Source organism: Ruegeria sp. YTSC004, assembly GCF_059609805.1.
Genome location: NZ_JBXWMJ010000003.1, coordinates 338,978 through 361,138, shown reverse-complemented (window position 1 = coordinate 361,138; position 22,161 = coordinate 338,978). Strand labels below are relative to the sequence as shown.

Here is a 22,161-nt window from a genome sequence, read left to right as displayed (position 1 = left end):
CGACAACGCATATGGCGACAGAAACCTAATCTGCACATGCCCCCCAATGGACGCATACGAAGAAGCCGCTGAGTAAACGGGCTGCAAATTACGGTCGACCCCCGCCAAAAGCGGGGGTCGGCCATAAGAAATGAGCGGTGCCCCGAAGGGCAAAGCCGAAGACCATTAGGTGGAGGAACAATGAAACACTATGTCCTCAAGAATGCCCGTTCACGCCAAACCTGCGTTGCCAGGCAAACAGCCAACAGAAATCATCACGTCGATGTTGTCCTCTCTGGCGAGGACACCGAAGCATCTGCACAGATCGTCCTGGATTTCTTTGATGCTTTGAACAGGCTGGTCGAACATCATTCTTACATCATCAACATTCGCAGGTTGGCTAAAGATCCGGTCGAAGGGCCGCTGTACTGGTCTGGGCGAACGGCACTTTTTTGGGGGGATATCCACGAAAACTGGCGGTTGGATGACTCTGAGAAATCATGGACCTCACAGGTTGTGAACCTGTCGTCGCGCACAATATTTGTCGGCAGCGCCGTTTTGCTGCTTGCTCAGATCGGGCGGGCGGAAAAAACAGTCGCCGCGGTGCACCCCAACTTCACGGCCGCAGCGCAGGAAATCGGACTGATCGAAGATGGATCGGGTATCCACATGGCCAATGATAACCGTTTGCACAGCGCATCGACCCGATTAAGCGCTTTACGGTTGTTGTCCAATTTCGTTTCGATCGATCACGGAGAGCACCTCGCAGACACTCTGCGCGGATACATCGGACTGTCCGAGCCTAAAAGGACCGCCAAGAGCCATCTTGCAATCCGGCTTTTCCAACGGTCCGAGGCCGATCCACAAGTGCGACGAGCCATCGAAACGATGAGTAATAATCTTGAGGAGCCATTGCGGATCTCGGATCTGGCGCAAATGCTGGGTACGTCCACCCGACAGTTGCAGCGTCGATTCCTAAACAGAACCGGGACAAAGCTTTTGACAACGTACAGAGAGTTGCGTCTGGAACGGGCTGACACGTTGCTTCGGACAACGGATTTGTCGCAGCGAGAGATTTCGGCAGCCACCGGGTTTTCTTCTGCCGTCGCTTTGGGGCGCGCCTTTCGCGCCCATTACAAGACATCCCCGGACGACATCCGAAATCAACGCTTTGCGGGACAGTTATCTGCCAGGTAGGACGAAAAGGACCGCGCCCGGGTTAACAGTCGGTTCGTCCCCCCACAACAAGTCAAACACACTCGCTGACCCACGCATCAAGTGAGTTGCCGTCCCATCGGGCCGTCATCAGCGTGCGCACTGAAGCTGTTTTGGTTGGCTCAGTCTTGTAGATTGCAGGCGCGCTCATCGCTGGCAAATGACCGCCCGACCCCTCCTTTTGAAGTTACGACGAGCGCAACTCCCTGCATTTGTCAGGGATAGGGGGCACATACGTGAGGCGCCGTCCGGCTTTCGACCAGACGCGCCAGTTCATAGGCCGAAACGCGGGTTCCTATGCCTTTCAGATCGAACGGTCCCGCCGGGGTCATATCTATCCGGACCTGACGCGCAGTCGCATTTGAGACAAGCACCTGACCGTCCTTGGCGATTTCACACAGGCGTGCCGCCAGATTGGGTGCAGGCCCAATTGCCGAGTAATCCAAACGACCCTCAAAACCAATCCGACCCAAGGTTGCTGCGCCCGTTGCGATCCCAATGCCGAGACCAAGACCGTGCTGAGCGATACCAGCCCTGTACGGGACCATCGCCTTTCGGACATCCACTTGCATTTTCTGGGCCAGATCAACGGCTCTCTGCGCAGCATCATCCAGCGGCACTGGCGCGCCGAACAAAACCATCAAACCGTCGCCGAGAAACCGTTCCAACGTTCCCCCGCAGGCTTCGACAAGCGGTCCACAAGTGCCATGAAATGCGTTGAGCGCCGCGACGACCTGATCCGCATTGGCAACGGTGGCGAAGGCCGTGAAACCGCGCAGATCGGCAAAAAGAACTGTGATCTCGGCCTTACGGGTCCTCAAGACATCCTCCTCATCCGTCGCGCCGACAATCATCGCTGCCACCTGAGACGGCAGGAAGCGTTTCAGACGATTGGTGCGCTCGATCTCTTCTATCTGGTTGGCGACCCGAGTTTCCAGCGCTGCATTCAAATCAGCTAGTTGGGCTTTTTGCACTTCGACTTGCCCGTAAAGCGCACCCAGTTTTTCGCTGGTCTGGTTCACGTGGTTTGCCAGCTCGCCCAGTTCGTCCCGATTGGGAACCGTAATCCGGTTGTCGAACCCACCCCGCGACAGCTTGCTGAGCACCGCATGGATACGTTCGATCGGCCACAACAGGGACGACGAAATCGAATATCCCAACAAAAGGGCAATCCCAATCGCCGCGATCGCCGCAGCCGTGATGCTTAGGCGTGAAGTCAAATATGCCTGTTCTGTAGTCCGCGCCAGTTCGCGCACTTCCTGTTCGACATTCTGCGCCACGGTATACGCCTCGCGCTGCATGGCTTGGAGCGGCTCGAACATGTGGTCGATACCGTGTTGCGCTGCGGCTAACAGATCGCCTTCGCGGTTCAGACGGCGCAGTTCAGTGATTGCCGGTAATATGTCCTGAAGGTCAGATCGAAGGTTCGCGATCGCCTGCTCATCTGGCATTCCCGACTGTCCGAAACTGCGAAAACCAAGGGCAAGGTTTCGCTCTAGTGCTGCCGAGACGTGAAGTATCGAACGCGTAGAAGCCCCCAGAATTCCGTTCTGACGTGGACGGCCTTTCAGGTTCTGCGGAACGAACAAGGACAGTAGATGTGTGTTCAGGTTCGAGATCGTTGTGTGGGTGTCATTAAAGAACGCAATACGTTCCTGATCGCGCATCATCGTCTCGGACCGGAGATTGGCCTGATGCAAGGCATAAAGACCAAACAACACCAAGCAAACCAGCAGACCGGTTATTCCCAAAAATGCCACTAGCAGCTTGGCCCGAACCGAAAGAGCGACCTTGGCGACGCTGAGCGCAACCAAGGGCGGCCTGTCAGGGCCACCGTTGCGGTCGTGTGTCATGCTGCACCCCCCGCCGAAATACGCGGCAGAACTAGCGTCATTGTACACAAATATGCGAAAAAACGCTAGCAAATAGATCAAAATGTCTGTGCAAATTGCACTGCTCTAGCAGAGTTTGCGCTACTTTTCGGACGGGCTGTTTTCGGCGTAGTCGCACAGGCATTGGGTATCCGCGGCAACCGCGTGATTACGGTTGATTTTCACGCCCTCCGGCTTGAGCTGCGAGAACGCCCGGCTCAGGCTATCGGGCTTCATGCCCAAGCGTCCTACAATCAGCATCTTGTCATAAGGCGGCTCAACCTCACTGCCGTCGGCCACCTTGTCGGACAGGTTCATCAAAAATTTGGCCACCTGCTGCGCGCCAGTCTGGGCCTTGAGTTATTCAAGCTGTGCGACCAGCGAATGCAGATGGGTAAAGGTCGAAGTCAGGATCGATACGCCAATCTCAGGGTCTTCGCGCATCAGGGACAAAAAAACCGGGTTGGGAAGGTGCATCACTACACAGGCCAATATGGCTTCTACCCGTGTTAGCGCCATGCTCATTGTCATGATATTGCGCAACGCGATCACCGTTGCACAGTTTAGCTAGTGAGATCGGTACCCAGCGCGGCCCACCGCACTGCCTTAACGAAAGTCAGGCCCATGGCAGAGTAGCGTTATGGTAAAAAGGCCAGCCACATTCATGAGTTCAAAAAAATGCCGTGGTATTGCCTTGAAATAAGGGGATTGATTGGCGACTGTTGCTGAAAATACCTATTGAATGGTGGTTTACGTGCCAAAAGTTCTGGCTGAAATGAACGGCGCGCGCAAAAAAGGTGGTGAGTTGTAAATGGCAAACTATTCCTACATTGGATATGATCCCGACGTCATCACGGTGGGGTCGGGCCAGGTCATTTTGGACACCGATTTTGACCCGGCCACTGACCGGCACGTTTTCAATGTCGAGGATGCAGCAGGCGGTGACATTCTGTCACGCCCCGGGAATCCAACTCTGCCCGATACCGGCACTGTCTTTAACGGCGACTTCAACAGCAACGAAAGCGGCGATGACTTAACACAGACCGGTACGGTCACCAATCTGGACGGGTCCACAACATTTTTCAGTGGTGATATTTACCTTGAAGAATCCTATATTCTGACCGATCCGGACGGTGGCACCATCACCGTCTACCGGGTCGAGGTCGAGAGTGACCTGGCAGGCTATATTACGTCAGAGCCTTTGGAACCCGGCACTGCCTATTCGATGACGAATGTCAACGTCACGCCAGGCAATGCGCCTGATACAACCGACCCCACATCCATCGTTGACGTGCCCTGCTTTACGGCTGGCACATTGATCCGGACACCGGGTGGAGATATTGCGATCGAACGTCTGAGTGTAGGCGATTTGGTTGAGACGATGGACCGGGGTCCGCAGCGTATCCGCTGGACCGGTGCGCGTACGCTGACCAGTCAAGAGCTGTCGGAAAAGCCCAAACTGCGCCCGATCCGCATCGCCGCCGGTGCATTAGGCAGCGGACTGCCTCAGCGCGACTTACTTGTTTCCCCGCAACACCGGATGCTGGTGCGGTCCGCCATCGCAATCCGAATGTTCGAAACCAGCGAAATCCTCGTGGCCGCGCACGCGCTGGTTGGAATTTCCGGTATCTCGGTCGAGGAAAACACTCAAACCGTCGAGTATTATCACATGCTGTTCGAACAGCATGAGATCGTCTTTGCCGAAGGTGCCCCATCGGAAAGTCTGTTTGCTGGTGCCGAGGCCCTCAGGACGGTGCCGGCTGCGGCACGGGCAGAAATGCTGGAACTGTTTCCCGCCTTGGCCACAGAGGATTTCGTACCACCATCAGCGCGTCCGATCCCGGCCAAAGGCAAGCAGGTTCGGCATATGGTGCAACGCCACATCAAGAACAACCGATCTTTGATCGAGTAATCGAATACAATTGAAGAGCAACAGCGACCTTAATTGTGTTAGGCAAAACAACCCCATAAGGGGCTGAAAAGCATCTTTTCCAATTAAACGGAAATGGTAGGTGGCGGAGACGAAGGGATTCGAACCCTCGAGACCCTTCCGGGCCTACTCCCTTAGCAGGGGAGCGCCTTCGACCACTCGGCCACGTCTCCGCTGGCCGGTATATCCTTGCATGTCGACCAGATACAAGACGATTTTGATCAAGCGCGATATTTTTCTGAATTCGAATGCGCCGGGGCTGCTAAGATGCATTTGCTTGGCGAAAGTGCTGCCCCATCTGTTTCCTAGTGCGATTTGGAACTATGAGGAGCGTCACTACAGTGTTAACCCGGTTCCTCAGCTTCGATTGCGGCCCGCATGAGGAACAGAGTCGCCGGATCTAGTTCGCTTTGGGCCATGATAGCCTCAAAGTTGGGGTTCAGTGCGTAGGTGCCCCAAGGTCGTACAGCCAGGGCAATCCAGATCGCAACAGTGCTGTCTTTGTCCAACTGACGCCTAAACACATCCAGGATCCGGGGCCGCAACTCGGGATAGGTCGTTCCGCCATCGGCCAGACTGCGGATCAGGATGCGCTTTTCGTCGACGGAGCGTTCGGGCCGCTGCAGCGACTTTTCGATTTCAAGGATTGCCCGATCCCCATCAACTGTGATTCCCGCCAGCCCCCAGTCGTATAGGTTGAGGTTTCCGCTGCGAAGCGCGCTTTGATAGCCAAGCCTTACGCGTTCTTTAGCCTTCGGATCCGACTGAAGACCCAACAATCGGATAAGTGCCGGCGCGTAGGCTAAACGATTGGGATTGCGAAGATCCTGCAATAATTGTGCGGTTGGCACAGCATCGGTCAGGTGGGTCAAAAGCCAATAGGGCGCGCGGTGGATTTCGATCAGCGCCGTGTTGCGCAACAGGCGATCTTCATGTGTGAGATAGGCACTGAAAAAGGCAACCTGCGCCGCGCGATCCGGCGCGCCACTGGCCCAGCCCTGCCCCTCGGCACGCAGTGTTTTAAGGAAGTGGGCCCTGTCCGGTGTCATCAGGAACCCTTTGGTCCAACCACTGGGCAGGCTGCGACCGGCCTTGTCCTGAAACCTCGTCCCGTAGACCATCAAAACCGTTCTGTCCGGATTCGCACGAAAGGCGGATCGCGTAACGCTGTCGACCAGGAAAGGTATTTCGGGCAACGCCCCAACCTGTTCCGGCGTGCCTTTCAAAACCGAAACGGGGGAGAACCTGAAAGGGTTGTCTGGCGATGGTGCCGCCAGCACGATAACACGCGCCGAAAGAATCCGGTCCGCCAGAGAATATTCCGGAAGCTCAACGCAGACGCCGCAGGCTTGGGCAGGGCGGGAATGGAAGCCCACGCAAAGCGCGAACACCGCAAACAATTGCAAGACGCGCCACATGGATCACGCTCCGTCTAATAGCACCCCAGCCTGAATGCGGGCTTTCGGGTTTCCTGACCATGTTATCCGAAAACCGGGTATTCAGCGAATGTATTGCAGGCTGCAACGGTTGCACATAGTTGGTGCACTTACATCAGGTCGTTTTCCACATCCTCTGCTGAGATGCCCAGTGCATCCAAGCCATTTTCAAGATGATCCGACATATGCGGCGTACCGATCAGGTAGTCTGCGCAAGGGGTCGAAGCTTCGGACTTGGCGGTTGCAATAGCCTCAGGCAGATCTTCGGCGAAAAAGCTTTCTCGCCCAACCCACATGACAGCCACCAGTTCGGCCTGTTCGTCCTCGCTCATCCGGTCAATAAAGGCGCGCAATTCGCCCTCGGCACGACCCAATTCGCGCCCCATCATTGCAACCTGAGCAATTTTCCTTGGCGAAATTTCCATCATGACCCAACTCCTCGTATTCGCGGTTTCAATAGTACCACAACCATGAGGAAGGGGCTGAGTCTTTGATCTTAAGCAAAGACCTAAGGGCTAAGGCTTGCGACTGCGGGATATCGGCTGATCGGGCACAGGGGCGGTTCGGAACGGGACAAACCGTGCCTTCTTGATCTTAAGTTTGATCGCCTGCCACACAATAAGGAAAAACGCACGTCGCGCACCGAAGGGGCGCCGCAGCAACGACCACAGGATCGCCCGGTTGGTCAGCGGCGCGCGCGGCCCGGTCAGGGTGGCAATCAATCCACCCGCTTTTCGACCATAGTCAATCCAGACGCCGATACGCTCGGGGCGATGGTCAAAGCGAAACTCATACGTCCCTTCGATCTTTTGAAACGGTGAGACATGCATCAGCTTGTCCGCAACGATGCGATCCGTCGGCTGGATCGGCGCAAACCCGGGATTGTTGCACAGATAGCTGTGGCGCGTGCCGTAGGTGTTCGTAACCTCGGCTACCACCGCATATAGCTGTTCACCGGCATCGAAGCAGAACCAGAAGCTGACCGGATTGAAAACATGCCCCAGCACCCGTGGCTGCGTCAGCAACTCAAGCCTTGCAGGTTGCGTCACACCCATTTCGTCGAATTTAACTCGCAACCACGCCGCACTCTGCCCTTTGCCGGGTTCACCGCCGTGGTCACGGTCTCGCCAATACATCGCATTGGCGCGGTTCATCGAAAACAAAAGCGGTGTGTCAGGCCGGGCTTCGGGGTCCAGCAGGATGTAATCAATGGAATACCGAAACGCATTCTCGATCCTGCCTTTTCGACCGTGGTAAGTATGGCCTGAAATATGGTCGATCCTGTTCATTCTCGGCTGTGTTCCAGTTTTCCTGTAAGCTGTTCAAGTGGCGCTGTTTTTTTCGTCATGTACATACTTATCATACGAAACATGGTCCGGTTTGGATTAATTTCGCATCACAATGTGATCCAGCTTGGGTGTCGCTGCGTATTGTTGTTATGTTTACCGAGATCGATACCGCGACCTTGGATGAACCGGTGGCCAGCAGGCCTTCACAGAAACCGTGGCGCGCAAAGAAACGCATCAAGGGAAAACCGGTGAACCGAGCGCAAGACAGTTGTGACAAACGAGCTGAGTGGGTGGACCACGTCAGACGTATAAGGGACACGCAGGACCAGGTCGCCTTTGCTGAGTTGTTTCAGCATTTCGCGCCGCGGATCAAGGCGTTCCTGATCAAGTCGGGTTCGGACGCGGCCATGGCCGAAGAGTGCGCGCAGGAAGTGATGGCCACTCTGTGGCACAAGTCGCATTTATTCGATCCTGCGCGGGCGACCGTGGCCACATGGGTGTTCACGATCGCCCGGAACAAACGCATCGACGTCCTGCGCAAACAACGCCGCCCCGAGCCCGAAGAACTGGGATGGGGACCCGAGGCTGAGCCGGAACAGGACGACATACTTGTTCTGCAACAGGAAACCGCGCAGCTGCGCAACGCCCTGACCGCGCTGCCAGAAGCGCAAAGACAACTGATCGAGAAAGCCTATTTCGGCGATCTGAGCCATCGAGAAATTGCTTCTCAGACCGGATTGCCACTGGGGACGATCAAATCACGGATACGGTTGGCGCTGGACCGCTTGCGCCATGCGATGAATTGAGATGACGGATATGAGCAATAAGATCAAACATCACCTGACAGACGACCTGCTGATGGCTTACGCCGCAGGCACTCTGCCCGAGGCTTTCGACCTGATGGTCGCGACACATCTTTCCCTGTGCAATCAATGTCGTGCGCAGGCCGAAAGCTTTGACGCCGTTGGCGGATATGTCCTGGAAGAACAGGACGAGACCGTTGCGATGAACGACAAGGCACTTGCGGAAACGATGGCTTTGATCTCAAACGGTGCGCCGATTGCCAAACCCAGGCGACCCGGCTGCTCGGTTTTGCCAAGCCCGTTGCAGGACTACGTGGGCGGTGACGTAAATGACATCCGCTGGCGACCAATCGGCATGGGGGTCAAGCAGGCGATCCTGCCGACGACCGGTGATGCAACAGCTCGGTTGCTGTTCATTCCGGCGGGCACCGCAGTTCCCGACCACAGCCATAATGGTGTAGAGCTGACAATGGTTCTGCAGGGCGCGTTTTCGGATGAGGTCGACCGTTTTGCCCGTGGTGATGTGGAGATTGCAGATGAAGACCTGCACCATACGCCGACAGCCGACATCAGCGGAGATTGCATTTGTCTGGCTGTTACTGACGCGCCGCTGAAATTCAACAAGTTGATGCCGCGTCTGTTCCAACCGTTCCTGAAGATCTGACGCAATCAGCGCTCATGTGGTACCCTGCCCTGCAAGCTGAGTGGTGGAGGCATTTGAAATGATCCGGACTATGTTGTTTATCGTTGCCCTTATGGGTTTTTCATCTGTCGCTTCGGCCCAGCTGGTCGCTGACGTGAAGTTCGAACCTGGCAATTTCGGGACAATGGTCAATGGTACCGTCACTGGAAACGAGTACTTCGACTACAAGTTGGGTGCAAAAGCCGGGCAAGAGATGTTCGCCGACCTGAAGGTAAGCGACACAAATGGCAATGGCGTGATCTACTTCAACATCCTGCCGCCGGACAGTGATGGTTTCGCGATCTACAACGGCTCGATCGACGGAAATACTGCGCGCATCGAACTGCCCGAGGATGGAGACTACACGATCCGGGTCTACCTGATGGGCAATGACCGCGATACGGACAAGACGGTCGGCTACAATCTGGATCTGTCAATCCAGTAATGCCTAGCCTTCGGACTGGCCCAGAGGCACAACGTTGGTCTGATCGTCCGGTGCCAACTCCTCGAAATCGAAGTTATCCAACCTCTGTGCCCGGCGGCCAGCCTTTTCCGCGCTGATCTTGATTTCCGAGATATCCTTGGCCGCTTGCCCAAAATGGCGGTCCAGATTGCCGACCCGATCACCCAAACGCTCAACATCCTTGTGCAGCAAACCCAGTTCTTTGCGGATCGCCCCAGCTTGTTCCCGCATCCGCGCGTCTTTGAGGATCGCACGCATCGTGTTCAGTGTCGCCATGCAGGTGGTGGGCGAGACGATCCACACGCGTTTGGTGAAACTCTCCTGCACCAGTTCAGGAAATTTGGCATGAAGTTCGGCATAGACCGCCTCGGACGGTAGGAACATCAGTGCTCCATCTGCCGTTTCACCGTCCAGAATGTACTTCTCGGAAATATCTGTAATGTGCTTACGCACCGTGCTGCGGAACATCTGAACCGCCGCCTTCAACTCCATGTCATTGGTCGAACCGATCAGCGCCTCATAGGCCTCCAACGGGAACTTGCTGTCGATGACAATCGGTCCTGGAGGGTTCGGGAGGTTGATCAGGCAATCTGCGCGCCGTCCATTCGACAGGGTTGCCTGCAGCTGGAAACTATCCGAAGGCAGCGCCTTAGAGACGATATCATTCAGCTGAATCTCTCCGAAAGCACCACGCGTTTGCTTGTTCGACAGGATATCCTGCAAAGACAGCACGTCGCCCGACAGTTTTGTGATATTGTCCTGCGCCTTGTCGATGGCGGCCAGACGTTCCTGCAGTTGTGTCAGCGATGTCGCGGTTTGTTTGGATGATCCATGCAGGGATTCCTTCATCCGCTCCTGCATCTCGCCCAAGGCACGTGCCGATTTAATCGCGTTATCCGCCAGTCGGTCATTCATCTGCTGCTGGACCGAGGACAGGCGGGATTCAACCGTTTGGATCACCTGCACCTGCGCATTGGCCTGTGTGTCCGAAACATGTTGCAATCCGCCGCGCAATTGTTCCTGCCCTTGCCCCAACTGCTGCACATGCTGGCCCAGGTGCGCCATCTGGCGGGACAGAGGTTCCGCCATCCGGGCCGACCGGTTGGCTGCGCGTAGCGACAGGAACAGCAACAACAAGATCAGCGTAACAACCCCACCCACGGTCAGGATCACGGGGTCGTTCAGTGCATATTGTGTTCCTGCAATCTCGATCATGTCGCCTCGGGTGTTCTTGTTTTATTCTCCATAGCCCAACCAAGCCAATGGATCAACTGCGGCCGAACAATCGCTCGATATCGCTCAGCTTCAATTCCACATAAGTCGGCCGCCCGTGGTTGCACTGACCGGAATGGGGCGTGGCCTCCATTTCCCGTAGTAGGGCGTTCATTTCTTCGGCCCGCATACGGCGACCCGACCGGACCGAGCCGTGACAGGCCACCCGGCTGAGGATCGCCTCAATCCGCGCTTGTACCATCTGGCTTTCGCCCTGATCGGCCAGTTCATCCAATATATCAAGGATCATCGCCCGCGCGTCCACCTCGCCCAGAATGGCGGGCGTTTCACGCACAGCGACCGCACCGCCCCCAAAGGGTTCAATCGTCAGACCCAGCTTTGTCAGGTCATCCGCAACCTGCATCAGGCGCGCGCAATCGCTATCGGACAGTTCAACAATTTCCGGGATCAGAAGCGCCTGCGCTGCGACGCCGTTCTCGGCCATCTGGTTTTTGAGCCTTTCATAAACCAGCCGCTCATGTGCCGCATGTTGATCTACGATCACCATGCCGTCTGCAGTTTGGGCGATGATGTAGTTCTCATGCACCTGCCCGCGCGCCGCCCCCAAAGGCAGGTCTTCGACCGGTGTTTCTGGGACCGAAGCCGGTTCGACAATGCTGCCGCTGTAGTCCTGAGACAGTTCGGCAAATCCCGGTGCCTGTGCCTGATACGCCACTTTTCGAGCAGCTGGCGAGGGACGGTCCATCTGATAGACGCGTGCCGGCGCAGGTTGTGCCGGTTCCGGACGCATAGCGCCCAAAGTCGCATTCGCCACTGAGGAGGAGGCCCTGTGCCCGGCCTCGGCCAGCGCGTGCCTCAAGGCCGAGACGATCAACCCGCGCGCGACGCCCGGATCGCGGAACCGGACCTCGGACTTTGCCGGATGCACATTCACGTCGACCAACGTCGGATCGCAGTCGATGAACAATGCTGCTGCCGGATGACGATCCCGGCTGAGGAAATCGAAATAGGCCGCCCGCAGCGCGCCCGTCAGCATCTTGTCGCGCACAGGACGACCATTGACGAACAGATACTGCTCCACCGCCGCACCGCGCGAATAGGTCGGCAAGGCGGCGTAACCGTACAACCGGATCCCCTCGCGCGTGGCATCGATCTGCAGGGCATTTTCAGCAAACTCGCGCCCGATCACGCGGGCCAGTCGGGCGTGAAGCGCGTCAAACAGATCACCATTTTCGCGGTCGGCGCGGAAGGTCACGCGCCCCTCTCCACCACCAGAGACGTCACGCAGAGTGAAAGTTACCGCAGGTTCGGCCATGGCAAGACGTTTGACTGTATCGGAAATCGCCTGCGCTTCAGCCCGGTCGGTGCGCATAAATTTCAATCGCGCAGGCGTGGCGAAAAAGAGATCGCGCAGTTCAACCACCGTGCCAGCACGTAAGGCGGCAGGTTTCACCGCCTCGATCCGACCACCCGCCACATGGACCGAGGCCGCCTCGCCCCCCGGCACCCGGCTGGTAATGGTCAGGCGCCCGACGGCGCCGAGCGATGGCAGCGCCTCACCCCGAAACCCGAAGGTGTGGATATTCAACAAATCGGACCCATCAATTTTCGAGGTCGCGTGGCGCGACAGGGCCAATGGCAGATCCTCAGCGGCAATCCCACAGCCATCATCGGTGACGCGAATCAGCGTCTTACCCCCATCGGCAATGTCGATCGCGACGCGGGTTGCGCCAGCGTCGATGGCATTTTCCACCAATTCCTTGACTGCAGAAGCCGGACGTTCAACAACCTCGCCTGCGGCAATACGGTTGATTGCTGCGTCGTCAAGTTGCCGGATGACCGGTCGATTTTCGCTGATATTGGGGTGTGCCTGCGCCATACCACCAGACCTAGCACATACGCGCGCGATTCTGCCACCGCTTTGGCTTGCATTTAATGTGAGGAGGGGGCGTTCGAACAATCGCACGGTGCCAGCCTAGACTTGCGGTCAGTCTGGGCGCGATTGCTCGAACGATCCGGAGTGAGTGGTGGTCATCCAATAATCAACGGGTCATTTCATACCACGAATACGGTTTCACGATGCGAAGACTCTCTGGGCCTCAAGTCGGGTGGCGAAGTTTGGCCGATACCACGCAGGACCCAGCGGCGAGAAAATGCCGGGTCACGCGGTTCCGGGTGCACCCGCCCGGGTCCGGCACGGCCCCCACAAAGCCGTAAGCGCAAGGATCAGGCCGGACATTGTTGCGATCATGCCCGCAGCACTGACCGCGTCCGCCGCCCCCAGCCAGAGCGGACCATATCCGGCCAGCACATACCCGGAGACGGCCGACAGGATGGCAAAGACGATGCTCCATGCGATCTGGGTTTCCAGCCGGTTGGTCATCATGCGCGCCGCTGCGGGTGGGCAAATGAACATGGCAATCACAATGATCGAACCCACGGCGTCAAATGCCGCCACGGCGGCAATAGCTGCCGTGATCACCAAAGCCATACCCAGAACTCCGGTCCGAACACCAATGGTACGCGCAAACCCTTCGTCAAAGGTGGAAATCTTCAGCGGCCGCCAGAACAGCCATACAAAGACAGATACCGCCAGCAAAGTCAGCGCAATCCGAGGCAATTCCGGCGGCAACCCCGCCAGCGCCACAGGATCCAACACCGAAGACCAGCCCACAGCGTCCAACCAGATCAGGCTTTCCAGATTGCCATAGAGCGCATGTTCAACATCCAAGTGTACGGTCGAAGTATCGGTTTGTTCGAGCAGCAGCACACCGGCTGCAAACATCGTGGTGAAAACCACCCCCATCGCGGCACCCGCCTCGATCTGCCCCAGCCGCCTGACAGCTTCGATCAGAACCACAGCCACCACTGCCGCGCCCGCGGCGCCCAGCATCATTGGCCAGGTCGAAATCGTTCCGGTCAGCAGAAAGGCCACGACAATACCCGGCAGCACCACATGGCTGATCGCATCCCCGATCAAGGCCTGTTTGCGCAGGACCAGGAAGTTCCCGGGCAAAGCGCAGGCGATGGCGGCAAACGTGCCGATCAGCAAGGGTGTCAAAGACAGGGGTACGAATTCTTCACCGCTCATGCCGGAACCTCCTGCGGGCCGCCGATCTGGCGGTCGATCTCAGCGATCTGATCTTGGGTCAGGACGGTTTCGATGTCCCGCAACCCGTCATAGAGCGCAGCCGTTGCCTCATGCATCTGATCAGCCCTGACGATTTCCCAGCGCCTTTCATCGCGCAACGCCTTGGCCGCGCGCGCCTTGCCTGTTTCGGTGGCCACGCCATCCGCCCGCGCCAAACCGGCACGCCGCAAGAGACGCAAGGTCAGTGGCTCATAGATCTTTTGCCCTTGCGCCAGTGCCAGCAGACCCTGCCGAATATGAACCCGGCGCTGGAACCGCAGGTGCCGCAGAACCGCTGCCAGAACTCCACGGACAGGCGCAAGTAACAGTGACAGTGCGAAAAAGCCAAAGCTGACCAGTACAATGATCGGGCCGGTGGGCAGATTGGGGGCCGAGGCTGACATCGCCGCACCCAGATAGCCCGCCAACCCTCCGGCCAGTCCAGCCAGCAGCACCACGCGGTCCGAACGGTCCGTCCAGAAACGCGCCGTGACAGGTGGGATAATCAGCAGCGCCACAATCAGGATCAGCCCGACAATTTTCAGGCCCACCACAGTAACTGCCATGACCAGCCCCATCATCGCCAGATCAATCCGGTGCACCGGCAGGCCCCGGGCAGCAGCGTATTCAGGGTCGAAGGCGACCATGGTCATAGGTCGGCGAATGATCATGACGAGCAACAGCGTCGCTGCCCCACCGATTGCGATGACCAGCGCATCCGCCCACAACATCCCTGCGGTTGAGCCCAGCAGGAACCCTTCCAGCCCGGCCTGACGACCGACGCCCATGGTCTGGATCACGGTCAGCAGAACGATGCCGAGACCGAAAAACACCGACAGGATGGCACCAATGGCGGCATCCTCGGCCAGTCGCGTGTGGCGAGTCAGCCAGTTCATGCAAAGCAAACCGACCCAAGCCGACACCGCCGATCCGGCCAGCAGACCGATCAGATTGCGCCCATCGCCGCCAAGGGCGACCAAAACCATGAACCCAAGGCAGACGCCGGGCAGCGTCGCGTGGCTGATGGCGTCGCTGACCAGCGCGCGTTTGCGCAGGAACAGGAACGTGCCGGTCACACCAGCGGATATACCCAGCAAGGTCGCACCAATCGCGACCAGCGTGGCGTTATAGCCCAGCTGAAGGGTCAGAGCATCCCAAAGCATGATTTACCCCAATGCGCGTGAAATCTGGTCGATTTGGGCTGTGGCCAAACGGCCGCCATACGCCGATTGCAGGGTTTCAGCGGTAAAGGCCTCGGCCACAGTTCCCTCAGCCACTTTGCGGGTATTGATCAGGAATACATGGTCGAAATAATCAGTCACCGTGGCCAGATCGTGATGTACGACGACAACGGTCTTGCCAGCCTCTTTCAGCGACTTCAACACTGCGATTATTGCTTTTTCTGTCGCGGCATCGACACCGGCAAAGGGCTCATCCAGCAGATAAAGATCGGCATCCTGCGCCAGAGCACGCGCAAGGAAAACGCGCTGTTGCTGGCCGCCTGAAAGCTGACCAATTTGGCGGTCGGCAAAATCGCGCATCCCGACCCGGTTCAGGCAGTCCATAGCCCGGGACATATGCCGAGCACGGACGCGGCCCAACAACCCCAGCTCGCGGGACAGGCCCATCAACACAACGTCAATCACACGCGTCGGGAAATCCCAGTCGACGCTGGCGCGTTGTGGTACATACGCGATCCTGGCACGCTGTTTCTCAAGCGGTTCACCAAAAACCGAAACCTGCCCGGACAGGGGTGAGACAATACCCAGCGCCGCCTTCAGAAGCGTAGACTTCCCCGCCCCGTTTGGTCCGATGATCGCCGTCATCGCGCCGGGCTGCACGGTCATATCCACCGAAAACACGGCGGGTTTCTGACCGTAAGAAACAGTCAGACCGCGAATGACCAGAGGGCAGTCCTTTGTAGTTTTCTCAGCAACCGAAGCACCCTGATGCGCAGCCAGCGACAGCATCGTTCAGGACCCCGCCGACAATTTGCCGTTCATGCCATGCTCGGGCACGTCTGCGCCCAACGCCCCGGCAATCACAGAGATGTTGTGATCCAGCATCCCGATATACGTACCCTCGTACGTGCCCGGTTCACCCATCGCGTCGGAATACAGCTCTCCACCGATGCCAACATCATGGCCTTTGGCCGCGGCCCCTTCGATCAGCGCGCGCATGGACCGATCAGAAACCGAGCTTTCGACAAACACCGCCGTCAGCTGTTGATCTACCAAGGTATCGACCAGTTCGCCGATCCGGTTCAAACCGGCCTCGGACTGGGTCGAGATGCCCTGAATGCCAAGCACTTCATAGCCGTATTCCTCACCGAAATAGCCAAAGGCGTCATGCGCCGTTACAAGCACACGGTTGTTTTCCGGCACGTCGGCCAGCACTTGTTTGCCGTAGGCTTCCAACTGATCAATCTCGGCCAGATGTGTCTGCGCGTTCGCGGCGAAAAAATCAGCAGCTTCGGGGCGCGCGTCTGTCAGGGCTTTTTGAACTTCGACCACCACATCGCGCCAGACGGCCGGGCTCATCCATACATGCGGGTCATACTTGTCGGCATAATCGTCATGTGCGCGCAGCTTGGACTTATCGACACCCTCGGCAACAGCCACGACCGGACGTTTGCGCCCAAGATCATGGAAAAAGTTTTCCATCTGCGCTTCAAGGTAAAGACCGTGCCACAGGATCAAATCCGCCCGGGTCATAGCCACGATATCGCTGCGGGTCTGACGGTAAGCATGCGGGTCGACGCCCGGGCCCATCAGGCCTTTGACCTCCACCCGTTCCCCACCGATCTGACGCGCCGCATCAGCGATCATGCCTGTGGTTGCAACCACTTTCAGCGGTGCCTCGGCCCAGGCTGTGACCGGCAAAGCGGCGGCAAAAGCCAAAGCCGCAAGAAAACTACGACGAATCATTTCTGACCCCATTTAGGTATCCTCTTGAGAATGAATATGCGAACCATTCGCAACTAAGTCAACGTCATTGCGAATTATTCGCAAGAAAACATTAAATTTGTCCATTTGGTCAAAAAAATTGCACGCGCAAGGCCGCCGTGCCTTCCAATTAGCGCCAAGCCGTGCGAATTTGGCGCAAACCTCCCAAAGGATGTGAAGATGGAAACGCAGAGCTCAGAAAGCCCCGTGCGCACCGCGCATCTGCCGCAAGTGACCGAGCCTAGAAACCCTGGAATGGAATTGGATCTGGACTGGGTACGCGCCGTGCAGGTCAATACTTCGGCCATTGAACGCCGCGCCGCGACCCTGCCCGGTCGTCGGTCTGTCAAAAAAGAGTATCAGGCCGCATGGCTGTTGAAGGCGGTCACGATGATCGACCTGACCACCCTGTCGGGTGACGATACGGTCGGACGTGTGCGCCGTCTGTGTGCCAAGGCACGGCAACCCGTTGCACCTTCGGTTCTGAAAGCGCTGGATATGCCGCCTATCACAACCGGGGCCGTTTGCGTCTATCACGACATGATCGAAACCGCCGTGGACGCTCTGCATGGCACCGGCATCCCTGTTGCTGCGGTTTCCACCGGCTTCCCGGCAGGTTTGTCGCCATTCCATCTGCGCGTGGCCGAGATCGAAGAAAGCGTGAAGGCCGGTGCCGAGGAAATTGACATCGTGATCTCGCGCCGTCACGTCCTGTCTGGCGACTGGCAAGCTTTGTATGACGAGATGAAGGCCTTCCGCGTCGCCTGCGGCGATGCGCATGTCAAAGCCATCCTCGCCACCGGAGAGCTGGGCAGCCTGCGCAACGTCGCGCGCGCCTCGCTGGTCTGCATGATGGCCGGGGCGGATTTCATCAAGACTTCAACCGGCAAGGAAAGCGTCAACGCCACCTTGCCTGTTTCGCTGGTCATGATCCGCGCGATCCGCGACTATTATGACCGAACCGGATACCGGGTCGGCTATAAACCGGCAGGCGGCATCTCGAAAGCCAAGGACGCGCTGGTTTATCTGTCGCTGATCAAGGACGAACTGGGCGACCGCTGGCTGGAACCTGACCTGTTCCGCTTTGGCGCGTCATCGCTGCTGGGCGATATCGAACGGCAATTGGAACATTATGTAACGGGCGCGTATTCCGCCGGTTACCGTCACTCTATGGGCTGAGGACAAGAACAATGACAGTCAAAGAGATTTTCGAAACCATGGACTATGGCCCCGCCCCCGAAAGCGCGGCTGAAGCGCTGGCCTGGCTAGTCGATCAGGGCGACAAGTTCGGTCACTACATCGACGGTGCCTTTACCAAGCCGGGTAAGGGGTTTGAGAGCCGCAACCCAGCGACCGGAGAGGTGCTGGCTAAGCTGACACAGGCGAAACAAGCCGATGTGGATGCCGCCGTTACTGCCGCACGTAAAGCGCAGCCGAAATGGGAGAAGCAGGGCGGCGCAGGCCGCGCTAGGTACCTCTATGCCATCGCGCGCCTGTTGCAGAAGCATTCGCGTTTGTTTGCCGTGCTGGAAAGCCTCGACAACGGCAAACCGATCCGGGAGTCACGTGATATCGACATCCCGCTGGCGCAGCGGCATTTTTACTATCACGCGGGCATGGCGCAGCTGATGGAAAGCGAACTGCCCGATGCCGAGGCGTTGGGTGTCTGCGGGCAGATCATCCCGTGGAACTTCCCCTTGCTGATGCTGGCGTGGAAGATTGCCCCGGCACTTGCGATGGGCAACACCGTGGTTCTGAAACCAGCCGAGTACACTTCGCTGACCGCACTTTTGTTTGCTGACATTTGCACGCAGGCCGGGCTGCCCAATGGCGTGGTCAACATCGTCACTGGTGACGGCGCAGTGGGCGAGATGATCGTGAACGCGGATGTGGACAAGATCGCCTTTACCGGCTCGACAGTTGTGGGCCGCCGCATCCGTGAAGCAACCGCGGGTTCCGGCAAGGAACTGACATTGGAGCTGGGCGGCAAGTCGGCCTACGTCGTCTTTGATGATGCCGATATCGACAGTGCCATCGAAGGTCTGGTCGACGCGATCTGGTTCAATCAGGGGCAGGTCTGCTGTGCCGGCTCACGCCTGTTGGTGCAGGAAGGCATCGCTGATCGTTTCCATGACAAGTTGCGCGCACGGATGGACAAGCTGCGCATCGGCGATCCGCTGGATAAATGCATTGATGTGGGCGCGGTTGTAGACCCGGTCCAACTGCAAACCATCAAAAGCATGGTCGAAAGCAACACCGCTGGTCACGTGCACCAAGCCGCGTGCGATCTGCCGGCGAACGGGTGTTATTACCCCCCGACGCTGATCTCGGGCCTCGAAACTTCCGACCCGCTAATGCAGGAAGAGATCTTTGGCCCCGTGCTGGTGTCCTCAACCTTCCGTACACCGGAAGAGGCGGTCGAACTGGCCAACAACACCCGTTACGGGCTGGCCGCGACGGTCTGGACCGAGAATGTGAACCTGGCGCTGGATATCGCACCTAAGTTGGTCGCGGGCGTGGTTTGGGTGAATGCCACCAACCTGTTCGACGCGGCAGCCGGATTCGGTGGCGTGCGCGAAAGCGGCTTTGGCCGTGAAGGCGGCTGGGAAGGTTTGACCGCGTACACCAAGCCCAAAGGCAAAGCTAAGCCATTGGCGAAGGTCGAAGCGGGGACCGGCGAAGGCGCTCCGGTCGATCCGATTGACCGTACCGCCAAGATGTATGTCGGAGGCAAGCAGGCGCGGCCTGATAGCGGCTATTCGAAACCCGTCTGGGGTAAATCCGGGCTGTTGGGCCACGTGGGCCTCGCCAATCGCAAGGACGTCCGCAATGCAGTTGAAGCTGCGGCAGGGGCCAATGGATGGTCCAAGACCACCGGCCATCTGCGGGCACAGATCCTGTATTACATCGGCGAAAACCTCTCGGCCCGTGCCGATGAATTCGCCGCGCGCATCGACGCAATGACCGGCAAGAAGGACGGCGCGAAAGAGGTCGAGGCTTCAATCCAGCGTCTGTTCACAGCCGCAGCCTGGGCCGACAAGTACGACGGTCAGGTGCACGGCGTTCCGATCCGTGGCGTGGCGATTGCCATGAAGGAATCCGTGGGTGTCATCGGCGCGCTGTGCGCGGATGAGGCACCTCTGTTGGGTCTGGTCTCGGCCATGGCCCCGGCGATTGCGATGGGGAACCGGACAGTCCTGGTGGCTTCGGAGCCCTACCCGCTGGCAGCGACTGATTTCTACCAGATTCTCGAGACGTCGGACGTCCCCGCTGGCGCGGTCAACATCCTGACCGGCAGCCACGCGGAACTGGCGAAACCGCTGGCCTCGCACCTGAACGTCGATGCAGTCTGGTCGTTCTCATCCACCGACCTGTCGAAAGAGATCGAGGTCGTTTCGGCCGGGAACCTGAAACGGACCTGGGTGAATAACGCGACGGCAATCGATTGGGGCGTGGACCATTCTCGCCGCTTCCTGCAGGCTGCGACCGAAGTCAAAAACATCTGGGTGCCCTACGGCGAGTAGGGCTCCCCGCCAAGGGAGGCCTACATGGACTTTTCAGGAAAAACCGTCATCGTCATTGGCGGAACCAGCGGTATCAATCGCGGCATTGCCGAGGCCTTTGCGACCTCGGGTGCCAAACTGGCCGTCGCCAGCCGGTCGCAGGAAAAGGTCGATGACACTGTTGCCGCGCTGAAAGAAGCGGGCGCACAGGACGCCATCGGCGCGGCGTTCGATGTACGTGACCCGGAGGCCGTGGCAAACGGGCTGAAACAGTTCCACGACGCGTTCGGTGACTTCGACGTGCTGGTATCGGGCGCGGCGGGCAACTTCCCGGCATTGGCGGCAGAGATGTCGGTCAATGCGTTTAAGACCGTGATCGATATCGACCTAATGGGCACGATCCACGTGATGAAGGGGGCCTATCCTTTCCTCAAGCGTCCGGGTGCCAGCATCATCAACATCTCGGCCCCGCAATCCTATCTGCCCTATGAAGGTCAGTCCCACGTCTGCGCCGCAAAGGCAGGCGTGGATCAAATCACCCGCACCCTGTCGATGGAATGGGGTGTCGAGGGTATCCGTGTGAACTCGGTCGTGCCGGGTTTTATCGAGGGCACTGAAGGGGCCAAGCGTCTGGCCCCTACGCCAGATGCCGGAGAAGCGTTGCGCAAGGACGTCCCCTTGGGCCGTTGGGGTCAGCCGCAGGACGTGGCGAACGCCTGTATGTTCCTAAGCTCCGACCTGGCCAGTTATATCAGCGGCACGGTATTGGCCGTAGACGGCGCGCTGTACCAGCGTGGCTCGGGCAAGTTCGGCCAGATGATGGGGCAAATGTTGCGCGCGCAGGCGAAAGCACGCTCATAAGACCCATTAACCTGTGAGGTTGTTCATTTACGGCTTCACGTAATTGGCACAGCGTAAGACCCATTCATTGCGAGGGTGGGTCCTTACATGCTGAATAGTCCATTTGAATTTACCGAGTTTGTCGAATTGGCCACCATGATCGGCGTAGCCGGGGCTGGCCTTTACATTCTGAACTACTTTTTACTGCAAATCGGCATAGTCCGCGGCAATGGCGTGCTCTACCCGGTTCTGGTTATCGTTGCAGCAACCTGCGTTCTGATCAGCATGGTTGAAGAATTCAATCTTGCCGGTTCGATCATACAGATGGCCTATATCGCGATCTCGGTCATCGGATTGCTGCGCGGATACCTTTCGCGGCATCTCATTCGCTTTTCCGCAGCCGAGCGCCAGTTCATCTCGCATCATCTTGGGTCACTGAAACCGCATCATGCCCGAAAGCTATTGAACACTGCGTCGGTTCAGGAGTTCGCCAAAGGCGACATTCTGATCGAAGAAGCCAAAACAACAGATTTCCTTGGCTATGTCCTGAGCGGGCGAACAACCATCCTGCAAAATGGTCAGGTCATCAATATTTGCGGCTCGGACGAGACACTAGGAGAGCTGACATTCGGCATTGGCCTACCCGCAACGGCCACCGTTATCGCCTCAGAGCCGACAACTTGCTTGGTGTTCGACAATTTCCGTCTGTCCCGCCTGCTACGCCGCAACCGGCATATCGACGACGCGCTTAAAGCCGCACATTTCAGGCACGCGCGGCAAAAGCTTCTGAGCAGCAACAAGCATACGATTCGGGCACAGAAACAGCCCGTCGCGGCCTGAAC

The 22,161-nt window shown here is 57.8% G+C and carries 21 protein-coding genes and 1 tRNA gene; 9 read left to right on the top strand and 13 right to left on the bottom strand.

What is annotated here, in order from left to right; genetic code table 11:
- The first annotated feature begins 180 nt into the window (after positions 1-180).
- On the top strand, positions 181-1,176 hold the full coding sequence (locus AC2FFP_RS08785) for a helix-turn-helix domain-containing protein (RefSeq protein WP_496845024.1): 996 nt from the start codon (positions 181-183) through the stop codon (positions 1,174-1,176).
- A 233-nt stretch (positions 1,177-1,409) separates the two neighbouring features.
- Here the strand turns inward: AC2FFP_RS08785 and AC2FFP_RS08780 are convergent, their stop codons facing one another.
- The 3 genes from AC2FFP_RS08780 to AC2FFP_RS08770 form a co-directional block, all read right to left on the bottom strand.
- Positions 1,410-3,047, bottom strand: a complete 1,638-nt coding sequence (locus tag AC2FFP_RS08780) for an adenylate/guanylate cyclase domain-containing protein (RefSeq protein ID WP_496880916.1) — start codon at positions 3,045-3,047, stop codon at positions 1,410-1,412.
- 120 nt (positions 3,048-3,167) lie between these two features.
- Positions 3,168-3,398 carry a hypothetical protein gene (locus AC2FFP_RS08775; protein ID WP_496880915.1) on the bottom strand — a complete coding sequence of 77 codons (231 nt, stop codon included), beginning with the start codon at positions 3,396-3,398 and terminating at the stop codon, positions 3,168-3,170.
- 27 nt (positions 3,399-3,425) lie between these two features.
- Positions 3,426-3,590 carry a hypothetical protein gene (locus AC2FFP_RS08770; protein ID WP_496880914.1) on the bottom strand — a complete coding sequence of 55 codons (165 nt, stop codon included), beginning with the start codon at positions 3,588-3,590 and terminating at the stop codon, positions 3,426-3,428.
- A 286-nt stretch (positions 3,591-3,876) separates the two neighbouring features.
- Here AC2FFP_RS08770 and AC2FFP_RS08765 point away from each other — a divergent pair, with 286 nt between their 5' ends.
- A complete protein-coding gene (locus AC2FFP_RS08765) occupies positions 3,877-4,977 on the top strand; it encodes a Hint domain-containing protein (RefSeq protein WP_496880913.1) in 1,101 nt (366 codons plus the stop codon).
- A gap of 101 nt (positions 4,978-5,078) precedes the next feature.
- Here AC2FFP_RS08765 and AC2FFP_RS08760 read toward each other — a convergent pair.
- From AC2FFP_RS08760 to AC2FFP_RS08745, 4 genes are all read right to left on the bottom strand, one after another.
- Positions 5,079-5,168, bottom strand: a tRNA-Ser gene (locus tag AC2FFP_RS08760).
- A gap of 171 nt (positions 5,169-5,339) precedes the next feature.
- Positions 5,340-6,413, bottom strand: a complete 1,074-nt coding sequence (locus tag AC2FFP_RS08755; protein WP_496880912.1) for a hypothetical protein — start codon at positions 6,411-6,413, stop codon at positions 5,340-5,342.
- A 128-nt stretch (positions 6,414-6,541) separates the two neighbouring features.
- Positions 6,542-6,859 carry a DUF3775 domain-containing protein gene (locus AC2FFP_RS08750; protein WP_108860111.1) on the bottom strand — a complete coding sequence of 106 codons (318 nt, stop codon included), beginning with the start codon at positions 6,857-6,859 and terminating at the stop codon, positions 6,542-6,544.
- 87 nt (positions 6,860-6,946) lie between these two features.
- A complete protein-coding gene (locus AC2FFP_RS08745; protein WP_496765383.1) occupies positions 6,947-7,720 on the bottom strand; it encodes a DUF1365 domain-containing protein in 774 nt (257 codons plus the stop codon).
- A gap of 149 nt (positions 7,721-7,869) precedes the next feature.
- Between AC2FFP_RS08745 and AC2FFP_RS08740 the strand changes: the two genes are divergently transcribed.
- Genes AC2FFP_RS08740 through AC2FFP_RS08730 form a run of 3 tightly spaced genes read left to right on the top strand, consistent with a single transcriptional unit; the run spans position 7,870 to position 9,650 of the window.
- Positions 7,870-8,526 (top strand): sigma-70 family RNA polymerase sigma factor, encoded by a 657-nt coding sequence (locus tag AC2FFP_RS08740; protein ID WP_496845029.1) that lies wholly within the window; start codon positions 7,870-7,872, stop codon positions 8,524-8,526.
- A gap of 10 nt (positions 8,527-8,536) precedes the next feature.
- A complete protein-coding gene (locus tag AC2FFP_RS08735) occupies positions 8,537-9,187 on the top strand; it encodes a ChrR family anti-sigma-E factor (protein ID WP_496880911.1) in 651 nt (216 codons plus the stop codon).
- A gap of 58 nt (positions 9,188-9,245) precedes the next feature.
- A complete protein-coding gene (locus AC2FFP_RS08730; protein ID WP_496880910.1) occupies positions 9,246-9,650 on the top strand; it encodes a hypothetical protein in 405 nt (134 codons plus the stop codon).
- Between the two features lie 3 nt (positions 9,651-9,653).
- Here the strand turns inward: AC2FFP_RS08730 and AC2FFP_RS08725 are convergent, their stop codons facing one another.
- The 6 genes from AC2FFP_RS08725 to AC2FFP_RS08700 form a co-directional block, all read right to left on the bottom strand.
- Complete coding sequence (locus AC2FFP_RS08725) at positions 9,654-10,883, bottom strand: DNA recombination protein RmuC (protein WP_496765394.1); 1,230 nt, start codon at positions 10,881-10,883, stop codon at positions 9,654-9,656.
- Positions 10,884-10,935: 52 nt separating this feature from the next.
- Positions 10,936-12,780, bottom strand: coding sequence for a DNA mismatch repair endonuclease MutL (gene mutL / locus AC2FFP_RS08720; protein WP_496765397.1), 1,845 nt, complete (start codon positions 12,778-12,780; stop codon positions 10,936-10,938).
- Between the two features lie 282 nt (positions 12,781-13,062).
- A complete protein-coding gene (locus AC2FFP_RS08715; protein ID WP_496739593.1) occupies positions 13,063-13,992 on the bottom strand; it encodes a metal ABC transporter permease in 930 nt (309 codons plus the stop codon).
- Positions 13,989-15,194 carry a metal ABC transporter permease gene (locus AC2FFP_RS08710; RefSeq protein WP_282119542.1) on the bottom strand — a complete coding sequence of 402 codons (1,206 nt, stop codon included), beginning with the start codon at positions 15,192-15,194 and terminating at the stop codon, positions 13,989-13,991. Before AC2FFP_RS08710 ends, AC2FFP_RS08715 begins: the two co-directional genes overlap by 4 nt.
- Positions 15,195-15,197: 3 nt before the next feature.
- The gene (locus AC2FFP_RS08705) at positions 15,198-16,001 is read right to left on the bottom strand and encodes a metal ABC transporter ATP-binding protein (protein ID WP_496765399.1); all 804 of its coding nucleotides are present in this window, start codon (positions 15,999-16,001) and stop codon (positions 15,198-15,200) included.
- Between the two features lie 3 nt (positions 16,002-16,004).
- On the bottom strand, positions 16,005-16,958 hold the full coding sequence (locus AC2FFP_RS08700; RefSeq protein ID WP_496766089.1) for a metal ABC transporter solute-binding protein, Zn/Mn family: 954 nt from the start codon (positions 16,956-16,958) through the stop codon (positions 16,005-16,007).
- A gap of 198 nt (positions 16,959-17,156) precedes the next feature.
- Here AC2FFP_RS08700 and deoC point away from each other — a divergent pair, with 198 nt between their 5' ends.
- From deoC to AC2FFP_RS08680, 4 genes are all read left to right on the top strand, one after another.
- The gene (deoC, locus tag AC2FFP_RS08695) at positions 17,157-18,155 is read left to right on the top strand and encodes a deoxyribose-phosphate aldolase (RefSeq protein WP_496726335.1); all 999 of its coding nucleotides are present in this window, start codon (positions 17,157-17,159) and stop codon (positions 18,153-18,155) included.
- Between the two features lie 11 nt (positions 18,156-18,166).
- The gene (locus AC2FFP_RS08690) at positions 18,167-20,500 is read left to right on the top strand and encodes an aldehyde dehydrogenase family protein (RefSeq protein ID WP_496765403.1); all 2,334 of its coding nucleotides are present in this window, start codon (positions 18,167-18,169) and stop codon (positions 20,498-20,500) included.
- Between the two features lie 24 nt (positions 20,501-20,524).
- The gene (locus tag AC2FFP_RS08685) at positions 20,525-21,340 is read left to right on the top strand and encodes an SDR family oxidoreductase (protein WP_496880909.1); all 816 of its coding nucleotides are present in this window, start codon (positions 20,525-20,527) and stop codon (positions 21,338-21,340) included.
- An 87-nt stretch (positions 21,341-21,427) separates the two neighbouring features.
- Positions 21,428-22,159, top strand: coding sequence for a cyclic nucleotide-binding domain-containing protein (locus AC2FFP_RS08680; protein WP_496880908.1), 732 nt, complete (start codon positions 21,428-21,430; stop codon positions 22,157-22,159).
- Positions 22,160-22,161: the final 2 nt, after the last annotated feature.